Source organism: Sorangium sp. So ce302 (assembly GCF_051530145.1).
In the GTDB taxonomy this organism is placed as follows: domain Bacteria; phylum Myxococcota_A; class Polyangia; order Polyangiales; family Polyangiaceae; genus Sorangium; species Sorangium cellulosum_B.
This window is the reverse complement of record NZ_CP150326.1, coordinates 3806232-3826568: the sequence shown is the minus strand read 5'-3', so window position 1 is coordinate 3826568 and position 20337 is coordinate 3806232. Positions and strand designations below refer to the sequence as shown.

Sequence of the window (20337 nt, the reverse complement as noted above, 5' to 3'; positions counted from 1 at the left end):
AACTCAGGGAATTTCGCGGCGGGAGGGGTGGCGAACGCGGCGGACGGGGTGGCGGCCGCCAGAGGGAGCCGCCGGAATCGAGAGGATCACCGGCAGGTGCCTGGCGAGCCAGCGTCGCCACGGCGACAGGCCAAGGCAGTTGTCCGCAGTCCCTGTGCGTGTGGCCCCTGGCGCCCACCGCGCCTCATTAGACGCGCTCTGGCTATTTCATCATGAGCAGCAAGAATTGGTCGCTTCCACGTCGTCGGTCCGAGCGACGGCCCTCTCCGACGGAGGATCGAATTCGCGACATCGCGGCTCGCCAACCTCGCTCCCTTCGGGTAGAGACAGCCGGATGCCGGGAACTCCGCACGAGGTGCTCGTCGTCGCGCTGCGGGATCGTCTAGCGCTGCTCGCCGATCTCTTCCACCACCTCACCGGCTGCTCGCTCGGCGGGCCGACCGAGGTGGTCGATGCGACCGTGCGCTTCACCAGAGCCATCGAGGTTCGTCCGGATCTGCTCCTGCGCTCGCGACAGCGGGGCTGGCTGATGGTCGAGGTCCAGAATTCGATCGATGAGCGCAAGCGGAGGAGCTGGCCGCTTGCGGTCAGCGTGCTTGTCCATCAGGAGAAAGCGATGGGCGAGGTCCTCGTGATCACGGCCAGCCGCCGCGTGGCTTCCTGGGCGAAGCGGGTCGCGCACCTCCAGGGCGAGCTCGGCACGCGCTTCGAGCTGACGCCGCGGGTGCTGCTCCTGGCAGGTCGACGCGTCGAGGCGCTGCTCGATCCGATGCACCCGGAACTCGCGCTCTTCGCCGCGTGGGCCGTACACCACCGCCGCGGGCCGGCCGCGCGCCGGATCGTGATACGCGCTCTGGAGCTGACCGAAAAGCACCTCACCGACGAGCCGTTGCGGGATGCGCAGGCGCGTGCGATCCTCGCGGTGCTGAGCGACGCCATGCTGGCCGCGCTCAGGGAGATGGCCATGGATCCAAGCAAAGTCCCTGAAACCCCGGCGTCTCGACGTTTCCGGCTCTTCTTCGAGAAGCGTGGTCGGGCCGAGGGCAAGATCGAAGGCAAGATCGAAGGCAAGATCGAAGGCAAGCGGGAGGCCCTGCTCGCGGTGCTCGAAGCGCGCGGCCTGTCACTGACGGCAGATGAGCGGGCTCACATTGGCGCCTGCACGGCTCCTGCGGAGCTCGACCGATGGATCGCCAGCGCGGCGACGGCGGCGTCGATGAGCGAGGTGTTCGCGTCGAAGCCAGCCAGCACGACCCGCCGATCCCCTGCCACGACGCGCTCGCGCGCGCCGGACCGTGGACCGCGGGCACAGAACGCGACAAGGCCCCCAAAACCAGGGCGCTCGCGGTAACTGCGCGCGGCCTTCTCCTTCGCCCTCTCGCCAGCAGAAGCACCGGCGGTGCTCCACGCAGCGAGGAGCTCCACCGGCGCGATGGGTCCACCACGAAGAACGAGCCCGGCCAGAGCGAGCGCCGCCCCGCCGCAGCTACTCGGGCGCGCGATACCTCGCCACCACGATCGTGATGTCGTCGTCCGGGCTCGGGCACCACCCCTCGACCGCATCGAGGATCCGGTCGCGAATCACGCCGACAGGCTCCGTCTGGACAGCCTCGATGACGGCGCAGAGCCGCTCCAGCCCGAACTGCTCGTGATGGGCGTTCCGCGCCTCGGTCACGCCATCGCTATAGAGCACGAGCACGTCGCCATCCCCAAGGTAGAGCTCGGCATCCCGCGTCAGCGCGCCGATCTCGGGCAGCGCGCCGATCCAGACACCTGAGCTCGGAATGCACCCGCAGCGCCGCGTCCGCGCCGAGCACACGACCAGGTCGTCGTGGGCGCCCGCGAACGTCACGCGCCCGTTGCGCTCGTACCGGAGCAAGAGGAGCGTCGCGTGCTCGTCGCGCTCCAGACGATCGCGGACGTTCTTGTAGATTGCCTTGTTGAGCGCCGTGATGACCTTCGCCGGGCTCGCCGCCGGGTCGTTGCACGTGAGCGCCGATACCATGCTCTGGATCATCAGCATGATGAGACCCGCCGCGAGCCCGTGCCCCGCGACGTCGCCGATCCCCAGCCACCCGCCCCCGTTCGCCGGAATCACATCGTAGTAATCACCGCCGACCTCGGCCGCCGGCTTCATGACCGCGCAGAGGTCGAGCCCCTCGATCGAGAGCTGCTTCGGCACCAGCGTGGTCTGGATGCGCGCCGCGACCTGGCTCTCCTGACGGACCCGCTCCTGCTCCAGCCGCTCGCGCAGCTCCACCTCCCGGACGACCTGCCGGTGCAGCGCCGCGGCCTTGACCGCAGAGCCGAGCTGGAGGCGCAGCACCTCGTACATCATGCCGCTGGCGCGGTGGTCGAGCACCGCGACGCCGAACCTCTCCTCGTCGCCGAACGCAACCGGGAGCACGATCCTGCTGATGCGCTCGTCGGCGTCCAGGAAGCCCGGGGGCGCGAGGAGGTGCGCCGGGAAGCTCACGGCCGGCACCTCCACCTCGCGGCCGTCCTCCATCACGAACAGCGGCTTCATGGTGGCGTGCTGAGCGTCGTCGTACAGCGACACGGCGACGTCCGAGAACCGCATCCTCGGCAGCTCCGACGCCAGCAACCCCTTGAGCACGGGCAGGCTCAAGCACGCGGAGAAGCCCCGCGCGCCGTAGGTGACATCGATCGCGGCGAGCTCGACGTTCAGCCGCTGCTCCCCCTCGACGTGCACGCACTCGCTCCCGATCAGGATGCGCGCAGCGTGCCAGAGCTGCTCCAGCGCCGCGTCGCCGCCCACGGGCGACCCCTGTACCCGCGAGCGCAAGAGCGATATCACCGCCTGGAACTCCTCGAGGAGCACGCCCTCGCGCCTCGCCCCGTCGAGGAGCGCCTGGAGCGCGCGCAGGAAGCGCCCCTCGTCGCCCGCGAGCTCCGCCTCCATCGCGGCGAGCAGGTCGCCCGCCCAGCCGTCGAGGGCGCCCCTCGGGATCGCCACGCTGCTGGCGAGCGCGCGCTCCAGCGACGCCCGCTGATCCGCGATGGCGCGCGGAAAGCCGCGCACCGAGGGGACCGGCTGCAGGAACGTGTCGCCCGCGCGGTACCCGCAGCCGCAGGACTCGCGCTGCGTGAGCTCCACACGCGCGAGCTGCAGCGGCTCGACGGCCTCGCCGTCGATCATGCGGAGGACCGTGCTCACGGCCATCCCCCCGAGCCGCTCGATCGGCTGGCGGACCGTCGTCAACGACGGCTTCGTGAAGCGCGCGATGCCGACGTCATCGAACCCGCAAACGAGGACGTCCTCCGGGATGCGGCGTCCCTCGGCCTTGAGCACCTCGATCGCCCCGAGCGCCATCCTGTCGTTGGCCGCCACCACGGCGTCGAACGCCACCCCGCGAGCCAGGAGCTCGCGCATCGCCGCGCGCCCCGTCGGGATCGTGAACCCACCGAACACGAGGAGGCGCTCGTCGCAAGGGAGCGCCCGCGCCGCAAGCGCCCTCCGGTACCCGCCGGCGCGCAGCGCGGCCTCCTCGCTGCTGCTCGGGCCGCCGATGTACGCGATGCGCCGGCACCCGTGCTCGTCCGCCATGTGCCCGACCGATATCTCGCTCCCGAGGGCGTTGTCGACCATCAGGCTCGGCACACCGTCGATCGCGGTCCCGATGCTGCACACCGGCAGCGGCGCGAAGGACCGGCAGAACGATCGCATGACCTCCATGCCGCCGTAAGGGGAGAGCGTCGACGAGGCGACGATGACGCCGTCGGCGGTCTCAGGGCCGATGAGGTGATAGAAGGTGCCCCGGTCGGCCACCTCCGGCCGGCGAGCCATGGCCGGGTCGCTGAACGCCGTCAGCAGGTTGACGTCGTGCGCCGCAGCGCCGCGCTCGATCCCGGCGCGCAGCTCGGACTGGTAGTCGCCAACGACATTGTCGATCAGAAACGCGAGCGTCCGACGCTTCCTCGTCATGGCCTCGGGCTCTCGATCATGCATCCGCGATCGAGACCAGCTCCGGGCATATGCGATCCAGGGGCTTCAGGCTCCGTCGCTGCCATGTCCGCTTCGCGTCCGTGACGAACCGTATCCTGCATTTGAGGCCATGGCCCATCAGGCCGCAGATGAAGCCGACGAACGCCTTGAGGCAGCTCGAGCTCATGAAGCGCAGGTCACGCACGTCGAACTCGACGGTGCTCACCGAGAGGCGCATCACCTCACCCTCCAGCGCCTTGACGTACCTGCTGAGCGGCGGAGATGCCGCCATGTCCCCCGTGCCGGTGAGCTTGACGCTGAGGGTGTCGTCCCTCAAGGCTTGCTCGATCCCGAAGCTGTCGGTGACGACAGGATCCACGCTCAAGCAGCTCATCTCTTCTCCATCTCTCGACCGCGCGCGCGACGACCGCCGGATCGTTCCTCTGGATACTGCAGCCGACGGCCGGTGCGATGGTCGATGCGAGCTCCCCACACTACGACGTAGTCGCGCCGGATCCAATCCCTTCCCGCAAGCCGCGCGGGTCGATCTCGGCACGCGCCACGCGCCACGCGCCACGCGCCACGCGTGAGTGCGGGTAGCAGGTGGAAGGCGCACACGATGCGGCGTCGCGCGGTGAGCACCGCAACATTTCGCGAACAAGCTTCTCGATGAGAGCGCGCCCGCTCGATCGCGGCTTCCCGGCTCGGAGCGCGGGATGCCTCCGAATTCGTGTGGATGTCGTCCGGGCGCGTGGCGCCTCGCAGGGCAAGCGCAGTGCAGCGCGTCGACAGTCGCGCCGGCGTCGCTTCAGAGCGCGCTGACGAGCGGCCCGGCGTCGCCTTCGAGCCATTGCTCGGAGATCATGACGCTCGTCGAGAGCCCGGTCTGGAAGCGGTATCCTTCCTCGATCGAGACGATCTCGATGACCCTCCTGTCGCCGATCCGGACGGGGAAGATCACCGAGACGCTCGACGGAAAGGGGCCGTCCTCGTCGGCCTTGTGCTCGCCGACCGAGACAGACTCGCCTCCGGCCCCGGCGCCGAGCGACCTCACGGCGACCACCGACGGAACGCTGCAATCGATCCGCAGCCACTCGCGCTGCCGGCGCGCCTTGCACGCGCCGCCCCTCGCGACGCGCGCGAGCGACACCTGCTCCGCGGCGTCCCACTCGGCCGCTGCCGGCCGCGCCGTCCGCTCGGACGGCGGCGTCGTCGCCTCGAGCGCGCGCTTCTGCGGCGCCTCCGCGCCTCCTCCCGCGTCCGCCGGGCCTCCCGTGGCTCCCGCCTGCGGCCCGGCCGCCGCGCCTCCCGCCGGGGCGAGCACCGACTCCGCCGCCTCCGCCGGCGCGAGCGCGCCGAGCAGGACCATCCCGATCACCGCTCTCTTCTTCATAACGTCCTCAAGAAGGCGGCGAGCGCCGCCTTGTCATTCCTCGACATGTGGCTGGTGCGACCCATCCGGTCCTGGTTGGTGTCGATGAGCTCTTCGAGCGTCTTCGCGGATCCATCGTGGTAATAGGGCGCCGTCCCGCCGACGAAGCGCAGCGAGGGCGTCTTGAACACCTGGCCCGCCTTCTCCTCCGCGAACCCGGGCCGCGCCGCGAACCCGGGCATCGGGTAGCCCATGCGGTCGGTGTGCTCCGTCTCGGGCACGTGGCAGCGAGCGCACTGCGCCGTGTCGCTCATGAAGAGGGCGCGGCCGTGCTCCTCCTGCGGCGTGAGCTTCCGCGCCTCCCTGGGCGGCGGCACGAGGCCCGCGCGCAGGAACGCGGCCAGGTGGCGCGCCCTCAGGGCGAGCTCGCCGTTGCCCAGACCACCGGGCCCCCACCGGTGAAGGCCGAACCCCTCGCGGAGGCGCTCCGCCAGGTTCTCGCTCTGGGCGTTCCAGCCATAAGGCCCCTCGGCCGACACGCGGCCCGCGAGCATGGGAGTCTGCCGGGGCACGCCGCCGCGCGGCTCCACGTCGACCGGCTGATTCTCGGCGGCCCCGAGGAAATTGACGCTCTCGCCGCCGATGTCCATCACGTGGGCCTCGTGCCACACATGGCCGTCGTCGCGCCCGTCCGGGTGGCAGCCAGCGCACCCGAGGCCGCCGCTCGTGCCCCAGTCGACCGCGTTGTAGAAGAGCTTCCGGCCAAGGGCGGCCTGCTGCGGGACCGGCACGTCGGCCAGCGCGATGTACGGCACGGGGCTCGGCTCGAACGGAGCGTCGTCGCGGTGCTCGTCGAGGCGGACGATCGCGAGGGCGTCCGTGGAACGGCAAAACACCCACGCCATGGACTCGTCCGCGGACAGCGCGACGCCGCTGGGCGCGCCGCACAGGGTCGCCACGTAGATGTCGGGGCCCGCATGGCGGCCGAGATCGTAGGTGCGGAGCGGCCGGAGCGCCGGATCGACCGCGAGCGCGTCGAGCTCCACCAAGGTGTCGGTGCCCTCGCTGGCGACGAGCAGGGTGCGGGTGCTCTTCCGGTACACGAGCGCGCGCGGCTGGACGAACGGGGCGAGCGAGGTGTTGGGGAGCTCCAGCTCCGCGTCGTCGAACGCGGCATCGTCGAGCGTGCTCGCCCGCCAGAGCGGCGCGCCCTGGCGGCGCCGGGGCGCGAGGGGCGCCTCGTCGCTCGTCATGAGGACGTCCACCGTGGAGGCGCCGAACCACGCCTGTTCACCGAGCGCGCCGAGCGCGTGGCGCGCGACGAAGAGGCGGCGGCCATCCGGCGAGAGCGCTGCCGCGTAGCCGAGCGACGCGGAGAGCGACTTGGCATGAGGAGCCCGGAAAGGCGACGGAGGAAGGACGACCGGCCGGGCCTCGGGAGCGCCACCCAGCGCGATCCGGGTGAGCGAGGCGGACGTGAGGTGCGTGACGTACGCGGCCGCGCCGTCCTCGCGGATCACGACGCCGCGGGGCTCGCGCGGGACATCGATGGCCCATGTCGCGGTCGCGGTCGCGAGGTCCACCGCGGAGACCTTGCCCGCCCATGCGCTGGTGACGAGCGCCGTGCGCTCATCCGGCGTGATCGCGAGCCCCCAGGCGTCGGCCGGCAGGGGCACGCGGGCCGCTTCCACGAGCCCCGCCGCCGGATCGGGCCGCAAGACAAGGAGGAGCCCGGGATCGCGGATCGTGACGAGCACGCGGTCCGCGAGCGCGAGCACCTGCGCCGGCCGCCCCGGCATGGCGATCTCGACAGGCGGCGTGCTCACGTCGACGGGAAGCGGGATGCGCCGGAGGACGGCGTGGTCCTCGTCGGCCAGATAGAGCGCGTCGTCCTGCGGCGCGCGCGCGAGCGCGCTGCCGACCCGCGTGACGGCCTGGAGCTTCTGCGGCGGCGGCGGAGAGGCTGGCGGAGCCGGCGCCGCCGTCCCGGCGACTTCGGCGCTTCGCTCGACGGCCGGCGTCTCTCTGGAAGGGCGCGAGCAAGCCGCGGCGAGGAGCGCGGCCAGGAGGAGGGTTGATGGTCGGTGCTTCATCGGTCGCCCGAGCCAACGACGGCGCCTGGCATTCGTATTCCTCGGCACCGTCGGTCCCGATCCTCCCCGCCCCGGCCACCCCTGCGCGGAGGCGTCGGGACACCTGCGACTCACGCGCTGCGCGCGAAGCGCGCGACTGACGAGCTGGCGAGAGAGGGCGCCAGAGCGCCTCCCGCGCCACACACGCGACCAGCCGCGATGACGCGCCGTGCGCGTCAAAGGCAAAGGCGCGTGCGCGTGCGTGCACGTGCGTGCGCGTCAACCACGCCCACATCAGCGGTCCTTATGGCAGATGAGGAATCGCGTACTTGGCGCGTACTTGGCGCGTACTTGGCAAAAATCGCATCACGCCTCAATGCACACTTGAACAATTATTTCGCTCTGCCTTACAGTCCTGGATCGTCGTCGCGTGGCTTGGGGCCACTCGACAGCATGGAGGCACCCATGAATCGATTGCCCGGCTCACGGTGGGCGACGTTAGGCGTTCTCGTCGCATCCCTGACTGCAGTATCGCTCTCAAGCGCGCCGGCCATGGGCGCGCCGTCGTTCACCGCCTTCGAGAGCGGGCAGGTCCGCCCGCTGGCCATCTCACCGGACGGGAAGCTGCTCTTCGCCGTCAACACGCCCGACAACCGCCTCGAGGTGTTCCGCATCCTGAGCGGAGGCGGCCTGGAGCGCCGCGCGTCGATCTCGGTCGGCCTGGAGCCGGTGGCCGTGGCCGCGCGCAGCAACAACGAGGTCTGGGTCGTCAACCACCTGTCGGACAGCGTGAGCGTCGTCAACGTGGGTCTCGGCGGCTACACCGGACGCGTCGTGCGCACGCTCCTCGTGGGCGACGAGCCGCGCGACATCGTGTTCGGCGGTACGGGGCGAGGGCGCGCCTTCATCACGACGGCCCACCGCGGCCAGAACAACCCCATCGACCCACAGCTCACGACGCCTGGCGTCGGCCGCGCCGACGTCTGGGTCTTCGACGCGAACCAGCTCGGCACGTCCCTCGGCGGCGCTCCGATCAACGTCATCACCCTCTTCAGCGACACCCCGCGCGCCCTGGCCGTGACGCCGGACGGCACGCGCGTGTACGCGGCGGCGTTCCACTCCGGCAACCGCACCGCCACGGTCAACGAGACGCTGGTCCCCGACGGCTTCGGGCCTGACGGCGTGCCCGGCCCGAGCACCAACTTCGAAGGCGTGCCGGCGCCCGAGGTCGCCCTCATCGTGAAATACGATGGCGGACACTGGTATGACGAGCTGGGCCGCACCTGGGACGACCAGATGAGGTTCTCGCTGCCCGACAAGGACGTCTTCGTCATCGACGCCACGGCGACCCCCCCCGCGTGGATCAGCGGCTCGCAGGGCGTCTTCTCCGGCGTCGGGACGGTCCTCTTCAACATGACCGTCAACCCGGTGAACGGGAAGGTCTACGTCGCGAACACCGAGGCGTTCAACGAGAAGAGCTTCGAGGGGCCCGGCATCTTCGCCGGAGAGACCGTGCGCGGCCACCTCCACGAGAGCCGGATCACCGTCCTCAGCCCGGGGAGCGTCGCGCCGAGGCACCTCAACAAACACATCGACTACAGCACCTGCTGCGCGCCGATCCCCAACGCGGAGAACGCGAAGAGCCTCGCCTTCCCGCAGGAGATGGTCGTGACGAGCAACGGCGCGACGCTGTACGTGGCCGCGCTCGGCTCGAGCAAGATCGGCGTCTTCAGCACCGCCGCGCTCGAGAACGACACCTTCGTGCCAGACACCGCGAACCAGATCCCGGTGAGCGGCGGCGGGCCGACGGGCATGGTCCTCGATGAGAGCAAGAATCGCCTCTACGTGCTGACGCGCTTCGACAACTCCATCTCGATCATCAACACCTCATCGAAGACGGAGGTGGGGCACGTCGCGATGTTCAACCCCGAGCCGCCCAGCATCGTGAACGGCCGCCGGTTCCTCTACGACGCGTCGTTCTCGTCGAGCCACGGGGACTCGGCCTGCGCGAGCTGCCACGTCTTCGGAGATCTCGATGACCTGGCCTGGAACCTCGGCAACCCGGACGCCCCCGTCGTGACGGACCCGGGCCCCTTCCCGTTCGGCCTCTTCAACGTCATCACCCAGACGCCCATCACCGACCCCATCTTCCACCCCATGAAGGGGCCGATGGTGACGCAGAGCCTTCGCGGCCTCGCCAACCACGGCCCGATGCACTGGCGCGGCGACCGCACCGGGGGCAACGACGAGCCGTCCGCCCAGCCGGACGCGGGGGCGTTCGACGAGCGGGAGGCGTTCAGGCAGTTCCAGGCGGCGTACCCGGGCCTGCTCGGACGCAGCGACTTCATACCGGCCGAGGACATGGAGGCGTTCACCGACTTCATGCTCCAGGTCACCTATCCGCCCAACCCGATCAGGGCGCTCGACAACTCGCTCACGCCCGATCAGCAGGCAGGAAAGGACTTCTTCAATGGCCCCGTGGTCAACTCGATCTCGAGCTGCGGCGGGTGTCACGTGGTCGACCCCGACGCCAACCCGGGCGACGACTTCCCCGGCCTCTTCGGGACGAGCGGCGATTCCGTCTTCGACTTCCAGACGCAGCTCTTCAAGATCCCCCAGCTCCGCAACGTCTACACCAAGGTCGGCGCCTTCGGCCTGCCGGACATCCCGTTCGTCTTCCTCGCGCGGGACAACGATCACATGGGCGACCAGATCCGCGGCATCGGCATCCTGAACAACGGCACGGTCGATACGATGTTCCGCTTCTTCTCCGCGTTCGGGTTCTCCGACCAGTTCACGAACAACCCCACGGGCATCCCCTTCACCCCGGCAGGCGACGTGGTTCGCCGGCAGCTCGAGTCCTACGTGCTCGCGATCGAGACCAACCAGGCCCCGATCGTGGGCCAGCAAGTGACGCTCAGCCACGCGAACGGCGCGATCGCCGCGCCGCGCATCGATCTCCTCATGGACCGCGCGGAGGCCGGGGAGTGCGACCTCGTGGCGAAGACCCAGGGGTTCCTGCACGAGATCGGGTTCCTCTACGTCGGCGGCGGCTTGTTCCTCACCGACCGGCAGGTCGTGCCGCCCATGAGCGACGCCGTGCTCCGGCTGCTGGCCACCCAGACCCACCACGATCTGACGTACACGTGCATGCCGCCCGGCTCCGGCGCCCGCGCCGGCATCGATCGCGACAGCGACGGTTACCTCGACGGGGACGAGCGCGACTCCGGCAGCGACCCCGCCGATCCGAGCAGCACGCCCTGACGCGGCCCCCCCGCCGCTGCGCGCGCGCCTCGCGGCCGCGCGCAGCAGCGCCGCGCGCGTCAGGCGAGCCGCGTCGCCCCTGCCCGCCGCGCGACCGACCCCGGCAGGCCGCGCGGCCCCAGCGCATACGCGATGCTGCTCTGAAGGGTCCCCATCGTCACGACCGATCCGAGGAAGACGTCCTGCTCCACCAGCGCGCGGGCCACCTCCGGCCGCACCCCGGAGAGCACCGTCTTGGCCCCGAGCAGCTGGAGCGCCTTGGCCGTCTTGATCAGCGCCTCCGCCACCGCGGCGTCGACGCGCGCCACGCCGGTGATGTCCAGGATCACCACCTTGGCTTGCCTCGACTGGAACCCTTCCAGCGCGGTCTCCAGCACCCGCTGGGCGCGCTCGCCGTCCATCGCGCCGACGATCGGCATCACCAGCACGTCGTCCGTGATGGGGATGAGCGGCGTCTGCCGGCGCAGCATCTCCTGCTGCAGGAGCTCCCGCTCCGCCTCGGACGCCTCGCGCAGCTCGAGCTCGCGCTGCAGCTGCTCGTTCGAGCGCTGCAGCGCCTCGGTGCCCGCGCGGATGCTCGCGATGAGCAGCGCGTTCTCCAGCGCGATCGCCGCCTGCGAGGCCAGGAGCCCGCAGACCTCGACCCGCCCCGGCGTGAACGCCCTCGGGGCCACGTTGTTCTCCAGGTACAGGAGCCCCGCCGAGCGCCCCTGGTGCGCCATCGCCAGGCACAGGATCGAGCGCGGCCTCCGCTCCACGACGTACGGATCGGCCGCGAAGCGGCCGTCCTGCCGGGCGTCGTTCAGCACCACGGGCTCCCGCGTCCTCGCGACCAGCTGGACGACGCTCGTCGCGAGATCCTTGCTCTCGAGCGCCGGGATCGACAGCCCCGTCTGCACCGCGTCGGGGTCGACGCGCATGGTCGCCACGATCGTGAGCTTCCCGTCGCGCTCCAGGATCAGCGCGCCGCGCTGCGCCCCCGCGTTCGCGACCAGGCTCCGCATCAGCCGGTCGAGGAGCCGGTCGAGCACCGTCTCGCTCGCGACCGCCTGCATGGCCTTGACCACGGTCGCGACGTCGAACGACTCCGTGCTCCCCCTGCGCGTCACCGTCGTGCCGACGACCCTGGGCTGCTGCGCGTCGCCGGAGGACGCCGCGTCGAGCAGCGGCTCGTGCTGCTTCGCGAGGTGCTCCGCCTTGCCCGTCGCGCCCCACCGCAGGTACGCCCTGTACGCGTCGGCCATGTACCACCGCGCGATCCTCTCGCGCCCCCGCTGCAGGTAGAACCGCGCGCACAGCTCGTTCGCGAGCGCCTCCTGGTGCGTGAACCCGGCCTGCCGCGCCCCCTCGATGGCCTGATCGTAGAGCTCCGCCGCCTCCGCGTCCTTCCCGAGGACGCGCGCCACCTCCGCCCCGATGAGCTTCTCCTTGTGCGCGTAGTTCTCCGGGGCGTGCTGCGCCCAGCCCGCGATCTTCGCCCGGTGCTCCGCCGCCGAGGCGAGGTGCCGCTCCCGCTCCTCCTCCGTCGCCGTCGCGCACAGCGCGAGCAGCGAGAGGCTCACGTAGAAGGGGATGTCGTTCGCCAGGAACAGGCCCATCGCGCTCGCGCTGTGCTTCTCCGCCCGCGCCGCCATCAGCAGCGCGCCCGCGTGATCGCCGTAGAGCACCGCGAGCACGAGCATGTTCACGAAGTACCAGCACCGCGGCAGCTCCTGCGCGGGCACGAGCCCCGAGAGGAACGCGCCCTCGTCGAACGACGCGTCGGTCAGGCTGCTCCGCCCGCTCGTCTTGCCCTCCAGGCACGCGATCATCTGCCGCGCGACGACGAGCACCGGCGTGGCGAGCGGATCCTTCGTCCGCTGCAGGAACCGCATGAACACGGCCAGCTCCTCCCGGAGCGCGCCGAGCTCGTGGCCCGAGGACAGCAGGATCGTCACGATGTTCAGGCAGGCGTACGCCCCGAAGCTGAAGTCGCCCGAGCTCAGCCCGGCCTGGTAGGCCTTCGTGAGGCACGTCACCGAGGCACGGACCGGCTCGAAGAGGTGGGACGGGGCGCCGCACACCAGGTACGCCTTGCACTGCAGCTCCACCCCCTCGGACCTCTCGCAGAGCGCGAGCGAGACGCGCTGGAACTGCCGCGCCTCCTCGTACCGCCCCATCCCCCCCGCGAGCAGCAAGCAGTAGAGGCCATAGGCGCACGCCGCCGCGGGCGAGTTGCCGTACCGGAGCGAGAGGTTCACCTGCGTCGCGGCGATGAGCGCGAGCAGCGCCGGGTTCAGCGTGTACGCCCCCGGGATCATCGCCGCCAGGAGCCGCAGGACGGCCAGCTGCTCCTCGCCGCCGACCCACGGCGCGTGCACGAGCTCCTCGATGCGGCGCTCCGCGAGGTGGCCGGGCATCTCCGCGAGCGCGGCCCCGAACGCCGCGTAGATGGCCTCCGTCGGCTCCGGCAGCTCGATCCCGAAGAGCGCCACGCCCTCCCGGCCGACCCGGAGCACCTCCGCGAACTCCCCGCGCATCGTGTGCACGAGGATCCGGAGGTTATGGACCTCCGCGCGCTCCCGGCGCGATCGCGCGTGCTCGAGGAGCTCGCGGATCAGGGCCTCGGCCTGCGCCTCGTTGCCGCTCAGCCAGTCGCACTCCGCCCGCTCCCGGTGCAGCGCGAAGCAGAGCTCGTACTCCTCCTCCCACGCCCGCGGCCCGAGCAGCGACAGCGCCGTCTTGAAGTGCTCGGCCGCCGCCGCGTGCGCCATGGAAGCCTTGGCCCGCCGCCCGACGGTCAGGTTGAGCCGCGCGAGATCCAGCTGCTCCGCCCGCTCCTCGATCAGCGCCGCGCCGACGTTCGCGTGGCTCACGACCTTGAACAGGTCCTCGTCGCGCGGCTCCCCGCTGAGCTGCGCCCGCATGAGCCGGCCGATCCGCAGGTGGACCTCCTGCTTCTGCGCGTCCTCGATCAGGCTGTAGGCCGCCTGCTGCCCGCGATCGTGGAGGAACCGGTACCTCACCGACAGGGGCTGCTCCGCGAGCGCGCCGTCGGACGCGTGGAGCAGCCGGTAGTCGGAGTCCAGCGGCAGCACGAGCCCCTCGCGCAGCGCCTCCCAGAGATCCGCGGCGACCTCCGCGGGCGGCCGCTCGCGGACGGTCGACAGCGTCTTCAGGTCGAACTGGTGACCGATGCACGCCGCGAGCTGGAGCACGCGCTGCGTCTCGGGCGAGAGCCGCTGCATCTTGTCCACGAGCAGATCGTGCACGCTCACCGCGCCCCAGCGCTGGCGGATGGACTCGAGGTCCCACGCCCACCGCCCGGCCCCCGGGTCGAACGACACGAGCCCCGCCGCGTACAGCTCCTTGAGCAGCTGGCTCAAGAAGAAGGGGTTGCCCTTGCTCATGGCGTAGAGCACCTCGGCGAGCGCCTCTGCCTGCTCCGCGCGCGCGCCGAGCGCGTCCGCGAGCAGCTGGCGCACGTCCGCGAGCGCGAGCGGCGGGAGCAGCAGCTCGCGCCGCGCGACGCCCGCCGCCCGCAGCTCCCCGAGCCAGATCGTGAGCGGCTGCCCCGCGATCGCCTCCTGGTCCCGGTACGCGCCGATGATGAGCAGGTAGGCCCCCGCCGGATCGGTCACGACGGGCTGCAGCAGCTTCAGCGACGCCGGGTCGGCCCACTGGAGATCGTCGAGGAAGAGCACCACCGGGCGCTCGGCCGTGGCGACGGCGCGCAGGAAGTCCTGGAACACGAGGTTGAAGCGGTTCTGCGACTCGCTCGGCCCGAGCTCCGGAACCGGCGGCTGCGGCCCCAGCACGAGCTCGAGCTCCGGGATGAGCTCCACCAGGATCCGCGCGTTCTTCCCCGCGGCCTGGAGCAGCTTGTCCTTCCAGCGCCGGAGCGACTCGGCCGGCTCGGTCAGGAGCTGGCGGACGCGCTGGCGAAGCGCGCCCGCCAGGGGCGCGAGCGGCATGTTCCGGCTCAGCTGATCGAACTTCCCCTCGACGAAGTGCCCGCGCCGCTGCGCGACCTCCTTCTGGATCTCGTTCACGAGCGCCGATTTCCCGATGCCCGGCCCCCCCGCGATGAGCAGGAGCTCGCCCCTGCCCCCGCGCGCCCGCTCGAAGGCGGCGAGCAGCTCGGCCATCTGCGGATCGCGGCCATAGAGCTTCTGCGGCAGCCTGAGCTCGCTCGATACGTCGCGAGACCCCAGCTCGAACGGCTCTATCCGCCCGGTCGCCTCGAGCGCCGACAGGCACGCATCGAGATCCGCCTTGAGGCCGGTGCCGCTCTGGTACCGCTCCTCGGCGACCTTGGACATCAGCTTCTGTACAATGTCCGACACCGCTCTCGGGATCTCCCGCGACCGCTCGCAGAGCGGCGTCGCGACCCGCGCGATGTGGCTGTGCATGAGATCCACGGGATCGGTCGCCTGGAACGGGAGCACCCCCGCGAAGAGCTCGTAGAGCGTCACTCCCAGGGAGTAGAGATCGGTCCGGTAGTCGATGACGCGGTTCATCCTGCCTGTCTGCTCAGGAGACATGTAGGCCAGCGTCCCCTCCAGGAGATCCGGGCTCTCCGCCGCCAGCGCCTCCTCGGAGAGCCGCGTCGAGCTCCCGAGGTCGGTCAGCTTGACCTGGCCTGTCTCCCTGTGGACGAGGATGTTCTGCGGCTTGACGTCCTTGTGGATGACCTGCTTTCCGTGGACCTCCGCCAGCGTCCCGGCCAGCGACGACGCGATACGCAGCTTCGCCTCGAGGTCGAGCGGGGTCGAGCGGGCGAGCTTGTCGAGCGGCAGTCCCGCGAAGTACTCCATCACGAGCGCGGCCCCGCCCGGCACCTTCTCCAGGCGGTCGGCGCGAATGACGCTCTCGAGCTGGAGGTGACGTGAGATCTCGAGCTCGTGCCGGAGCTGCGCGACGTGCCGCTGGCCGGGGTGCTCACCCCTCAGCACCTTGATCGTCGCGGGGGCGCCGTCGGCGTCCCGCTGCGCGCGGTAGAGGACGGTATCGCCCGTTTCGTACATCAGCTCAACCAGTGTGAAGGGCAGATCACCAATCCTGGTCTGGCGCATAGGTTTTCGATGGTTGCATGGGGAGAACGTCTGTGGCAAGTGCCTGGATGACCTCTCAGGATCAGCGCTTCAGGTGTGTGATGTGCGCCTTGCCACGGACATCGCGAGCCCCATGGGTGGAAATTAGCGGCTCGCGTGGAGCCTTGCGGAGCGTTGGTGGGGCGACTCGGCACATGGGAAGGTGCCGGCGCTGCCCGGCTGCGCGCGCGGCTACGCCCGCCTCGGCCGGCGCCCGGCGCCCGTCACCGCGCGATAGTCGGTGAGAAGCGACCCCAGGATCGTGGCCGCCCCCGCGGCGACGTGGATCACCGCGGCGAGCGGGTCGCGCTTCGCGTAGCCGAGCGCGAACGGCGCCGCGATCGCCGACACGCCGAAGGCATGATCGATGACCTCGTGCGCCTCGATCGGTATCCGCTTTGCCAGGCTCATCCGGTAGTCGGTGAGCAGGGAGACAAAAATGACCGACGCGCCGAGCGCGACACCGGCGATCCTCGCGGCCTTCGTCCGCGCGGAGAGCCCGGCCAGCGCGACGATGAGCCCGTTCGAGTAATCGAGGGCGGAGTGCACGTCCTCGGGGATGATCCGCGCGAGGGGCGCGGCGCCGAGGAGCGGCCTCGAGGGGATCGTCGTCGTCCGCTGCGCCTCCCGCACGCCTGGGGCGAGCGAGGCGAGCTCCGCAGTCGGTACGTCGTCCGGCGGCAGGTAGGTCGTCGGCAGCTCGTATACGCCCAGCGAAACGTTGGATTGTGCCATGAGGTCCTCCCGCTCTGCGAAGAGGCAATCCGCAGACCGGGGACAGGCCTCCTGCGCGGCTCGGGGCCCAGCTCTCTTGAGCTCGGCCCCCCCCGCCCGCGCCTCGCGCAGGTCGCTCCGCGCGCGCCGCGCGTCCCACGGAGGCCTCTGTTCGTGCGATCCGCGATGCTAGGCTGCGCCCATGGGAGTCCGGATTATTCCTCTCGGCGGCCTCGGCGAGGTCGGGATGAACGCGATGCTGATCGAGGAGGAAGGCCGCCGCGTGCTCGTCGACTGCGGCGTCATGTTCCCCAACGACCAGGTGCTCGGCGTCGAGGTCGCGATCCCCGACCTCAGCTACATCCGCGAGGCGGGCGGGGTCGACGCGGTGCTGCTCACGCACGGCCACGAGGATCACATCGGCGGGCTGCCGTCGCTGCTGCGCGAGTTCCCCGTCCCCGTGTACGGGACGCGCTTCACGCTCCGGCTGGTGCGCGAGCGCCTCGCCGAGCACGGCATCGACGTGCCGCTCCGCGAGGTCGAGCCGCAACAGCACTTCGTGGCCGGGCCGTTCCGCGCCGAGCCCCTCCGCGTGACCCACTCCATCCCCGACGCGGTCGGCTACGCCATCGAGACGGGCGAGGGGATCCTCATCCACACGGGCGACTACAAGATCGATCTCACCCCCGTGGCCGGCGAGCGGCTCGATCTCGGCCGCTTCGCCGAGTACGGCCGGGCCGGCGTGGCGGCGCTCCTCTCGGACTCGACCAACTCGGAGCGCGACGGCTGGTCGGTCAGCGAGACCGCGGTGGCCGAAGGGTTCACCCGGCGGTTTCGCGAGGCGAAGGGGCGCATCCTCGTCGCGCTGTTCGCCTCCAACGTCCACCGGGTCCAGAGCGTCCTCGACCTCGCCGCCCAGCTCGGCCGCAAGGTGGTGCTCGCCGGGCGCAGCCTCGCGACCAACACGCGGATCGCCCAGGAGATCGGCATCCTGAGCGTCCCGCCCGGCGTGCTCGTCGACGACGCCACGGCGGCCTCGCTCCCGCCCGAGCGCCTCATCGTGCTCGCTTCGGGCGCGCAGGGCGAGCCGAACAGCGCCCTCGCGCGCATGGCCATGGGCGATCACCACCGGCTGCGGGTCGATCCGGGGGACACGGTGATCTTCTCGTCCCGCGCGATCCCCGGCAACGAGATCGCCGTCAGCCAGCTCGCCAACCGCCTGGCGAAGCGCGGCGCCGTGGTGCTCGATCGCGGCCTCGATCCCATCCACGCGAGCGGCCACGCGCAGGCCGAGGAGCAGAAGGTCCTCCTCGACGCCGTCCGGCCGGAGCACTTCGTCCCCATCCACGGCGAGTACCGGATGCTGCTCGCCCACGCGCGCACGGCGCTCCGGATGGGCGTGCCGGCGTCGGGGGTCTTCGTCGTCGAGGACGGCGACTCGCTGATGCTCGAGAACGGCCGGATGCGCCTCGGCGAGACGGTGAAGAGCGGGCGGGTGTGGCTCGACGCGCGCGGCGGGCTCGACGTCTCCGAGCTGGTGCTCCGCGAGCGCGAGCAGATCTCGGATCAGGGGCTCGTGATGGTCCTGGTGGTGGCCGACCGCAAGACGGGCGAGATCTTGCGCGGCCCCGATCTCCTGGGGCGCGGCGTGGCGCACTTCGAGGAGGGCGGCCCGCTGTACGCCGCCGCGCTCGACAGCGCGCGCGACGCGCTCGCAGCGCTGTCACCCGCGGCGCGCACGCTGGCGCCGGCGCTGGAGGACGCGCTCAGCCGCGGCGTGCGGCGGGTGTTCCGGCGCGAGGCCTCGCGGCGCCCCGCCGTGCTCCCGCTGGCCGTGCTGCTGTGAGGTCTGGCGGCCGGCCAGGCGGCCCCGGCGCCGAACCGCGCTGACAGGCGATCTGGAGCGAGCGCGGCTGTCGCGCACTCTGGATCGCGCGGACCGCGGAGCCCCTTTGTTCTGTCGCGGCATGACCGGAGTCGCTTCATGGTCCATCCTGGGGGGTTGCCCTCAGGGCGCGTGTCCCGAAGAGCGCCCGAGCGGATCACCGCGCGACGCGGCACCATGGTGGAGCAGGCGAGATGAACGAGAGTCCCACGAGCTCGCGCCTTCTGGGCGAGGCGGAGACGACGATCATGGAGGGAGAGGGTGCTGTCGCCGAGGCGCGGGCCGAGGAGCAGAGCGGCCCCGACACCCGCCCTCCCCCGTCGTCGCGGCGGGGGGCGCCCGCCAGCCGGCGGGCTGCGCCGCCAGCGCGGCCGAGCGAGGACGTCGCCGCGGTCTATCTCCAGGAGATCTCGGAAAGCGCGCCGCTGAGCCGCGAGCTCGAGGTGGAGCTCGGCCGTCGTATCGAGTCGGCGGAGCGCGCGATGATCGAGGCCTGGGTCGCGTCGCCTGTCGCGCTGCGGGCGCTCGCGGCGCTGGCGGACGATGTGCGGGCGGGGCGGGTGGACATGAGCGATCTGCTGCTGAACGCGGACGGAGGCGACGCGCCGAGCGACGCGACATCCGTGAGGATGGCGCGGCTGCTCGGGCTCGCGCGGTCCCTGGCGGAGGCCGGGCGGGCGGAGGCGAGCGGGCAGCGAGCGCGCGCCGCGCTCTCGGCCGGGCTCTCCGACGTGCGCCTGGGCCCCCTGGTGGAGGCGCGGATCGAGCGCGCGCTGAGCGCGGCGATCCCCGCGGTCGACAGGCTCGGGCGCCAGGCGATCGAGGGGACGCTCTCGGCGACGCGCGCCGCCCGCCGGGCGGCGGCGGAGGCGAGGGCCGAGATGGTCCGCGCGAACCTGCGGCTCGTGGCGGCGGCAGCCCGGCAGCTCCGGCACCGCGGCGTGCCGCTGCTCGACCTCATCCAGGAGGGCAATCTCGGGCTGATCCGCGCGGCGGAGAAGTTCGATTACCGGCGCGGCTATCGGTTCAGCACATATGCGATGTGGTGGATCAAACAGGCGCTCTCTCGCGCGCTGCTCTATCAGGGCCAGGTCATCCGGGTGCCGGTCCACATCGCCGAGACCCGGCGCCGGGCGCTGCAGGCGCGGCGGGAGCTCGAGCAGGAGCACGCGCGCGAGGCGGCGCCCGAGGAGGTCGCCGAGCGGAGCGGGCTGTCGATGGAGAAGCTCCAGACGCTGCGGGAGATGGCGCTGCCGCCCGTGTACCTCGACGCGCCGGTCGGGGACGACGACGGCGCGCGCCAGGGCGACTTCTTCGCGAGCGAGGGCGCCGCGCCGGACGAGCTCCTGGTCCACCGCCGCCTGCACGAGCAGGTCTCTGCGCTGCTCGAGTCGCTGACGCCGCGCGAGCGCGACGTGCTGCGGCTCCGGTTCGGCCTCGACGGCGGGCAGCCGCACACGCTCGCCGAGATCGGGGGCATGTTCTCGGTGAGCCGGGAGCGCGTCCGGCAGATCGAGGAGAACGCGCTGAGCAAGCTGCGGACGCTGTCGCGGCGGCAGGCGCTGGAGACGCCGCTCGGGGGTTGACGATCGGGTCGAGCGCGGCGCCGCGGCGGTGCTCCGCTGCACGAAGCCCTTGAGCAGGAGCTCCCCTGCGGGTGATGGTAGCGCTCGTTCACCCGAAGGACGCTCCTGAAGGAGATCCTCTCTGCTCGCCTGGAATCACGCGCTTTCTCCGCTGACGCATAGGGCACTGCAGCTGGAAGAGCCGCCAGCAGTTCGTTAACCACCTGGACGCGAGTTGGCGGGAGTACGACAGATCTACGCTCACCCGTTCAGATACTCCTGGACGCGGCAGAAGATGCACCGCTGGGTTGAGCGGCATGCCTCGTGATTATGTTAAAACCCTTATCGAACAGTCCACCAGGGAACCGAGTGGGAGCTTGAGCTCGATGAAAGCTCCTGTCGCGGCGCGCGAGCGGGCGGGGGGCGTCGGCAGCGCCAAGCCCCGGT

At 71.2% G+C, this 20337-nt stretch carries 10 protein-coding genes; 4 read left to right on the top strand and 6 right to left on the bottom strand.

From position 1 onward, the window contains the following. Positions 1 to 160 precede the first annotated feature (160 nt). Complete coding sequence (locus tag WME73_RS14670; RefSeq protein ID WP_437916077.1) at positions 161 to 1351, top strand: hypothetical protein; 1191 nt, start codon at positions 161 to 163, stop codon at positions 1349 to 1351. 135 nt (positions 1352 to 1486) lie between these two features. On the opposite strand, the gene WME73_RS14665 is transcribed toward WME73_RS14670, so the two are convergent. The 4 genes from WME73_RS14665 to WME73_RS14650 form a co-directional block, all read right to left on the bottom strand. After that, a complete protein-coding gene (locus tag WME73_RS14665; RefSeq protein ID WP_437746064.1) occupies positions 1487 to 3946 on the bottom strand; it encodes a SpoIIE family protein phosphatase in 2460 nt (819 codons plus the stop codon). Between the two features lie 16 nt (positions 3947 to 3962). Then, positions 3963 to 4340: a hypothetical protein gene (locus WME73_RS14660; RefSeq protein WP_437746063.1), complete on the bottom strand. Its 378-nt coding sequence runs from the start codon at positions 4338 to 4340 to the stop codon at positions 3963 to 3965. A gap of 414 nt (positions 4341 to 4754) precedes the next feature. Continuing rightward, entirely contained in the window at positions 4755 to 5339 is a 585-nt protein-coding gene (locus tag WME73_RS14655) for a hypothetical protein (protein ID WP_437916076.1), read from the bottom strand. Then, positions 5336 to 7411 carry a hypothetical protein gene (locus tag WME73_RS14650; RefSeq protein WP_437916075.1) on the bottom strand — a complete coding sequence of 692 codons (2076 nt, stop codon included), beginning with the start codon at positions 7409 to 7411 and terminating at the stop codon, positions 5336 to 5338. The genes WME73_RS14655 and WME73_RS14650 overlap by 4 nt, the downstream gene beginning before the upstream one ends. A 531-nt stretch (positions 7412 to 7942) precedes the next feature. On the opposite strand from WME73_RS14650, the gene WME73_RS14645 reads away from it, so the two are divergent. Beyond that, a complete protein-coding gene (locus WME73_RS14645) occupies positions 7943 to 10654 on the top strand; it encodes a YncE family protein (RefSeq protein ID WP_437916074.1) in 2712 nt (903 codons plus the stop codon). 59 nt (positions 10655 to 10713) lie between these two features. Here the strand turns inward: WME73_RS14645 and WME73_RS14640 are convergent, their stop codons facing one another. Continuing rightward, entirely contained in the window at positions 10714 to 15660 is a 4947-nt protein-coding gene (locus WME73_RS14640; RefSeq protein WP_437916073.1) for an AAA family ATPase, read from the bottom strand. A gap of 258 nt (positions 15661 to 15918) precedes the next feature. Next, positions 15919 to 16461 carry an SPW repeat domain-containing protein gene (locus WME73_RS14635; protein ID WP_437916072.1) on the bottom strand — a complete coding sequence of 181 codons (543 nt, stop codon included), beginning with the start codon at positions 16459 to 16461 and terminating at the stop codon, positions 15919 to 15921. Positions 16462 to 16642: 181 nt separating this feature from the next. Between WME73_RS14635 and WME73_RS14630 the strand changes: the two genes are divergently transcribed. Both WME73_RS14630 and WME73_RS14625 read left to right on the top strand, forming a co-directional pair. Next, the gene (locus WME73_RS14630) at positions 16643 to 18286 is read left to right on the top strand and encodes a ribonuclease J (protein ID WP_437916071.1); all 1644 of its coding nucleotides are present in this window, start codon (positions 16643 to 16645) and stop codon (positions 18284 to 18286) included. Between the two features lie 233 nt (positions 18287 to 18519). Continuing rightward, complete coding sequence (locus WME73_RS14625; protein ID WP_437916070.1) at positions 18520 to 19911, top strand: sigma-70 family RNA polymerase sigma factor; 1392 nt, start codon at positions 18520 to 18522, stop codon at positions 19909 to 19911. Positions 19912 to 20337 lie beyond the last annotated feature (426 nt).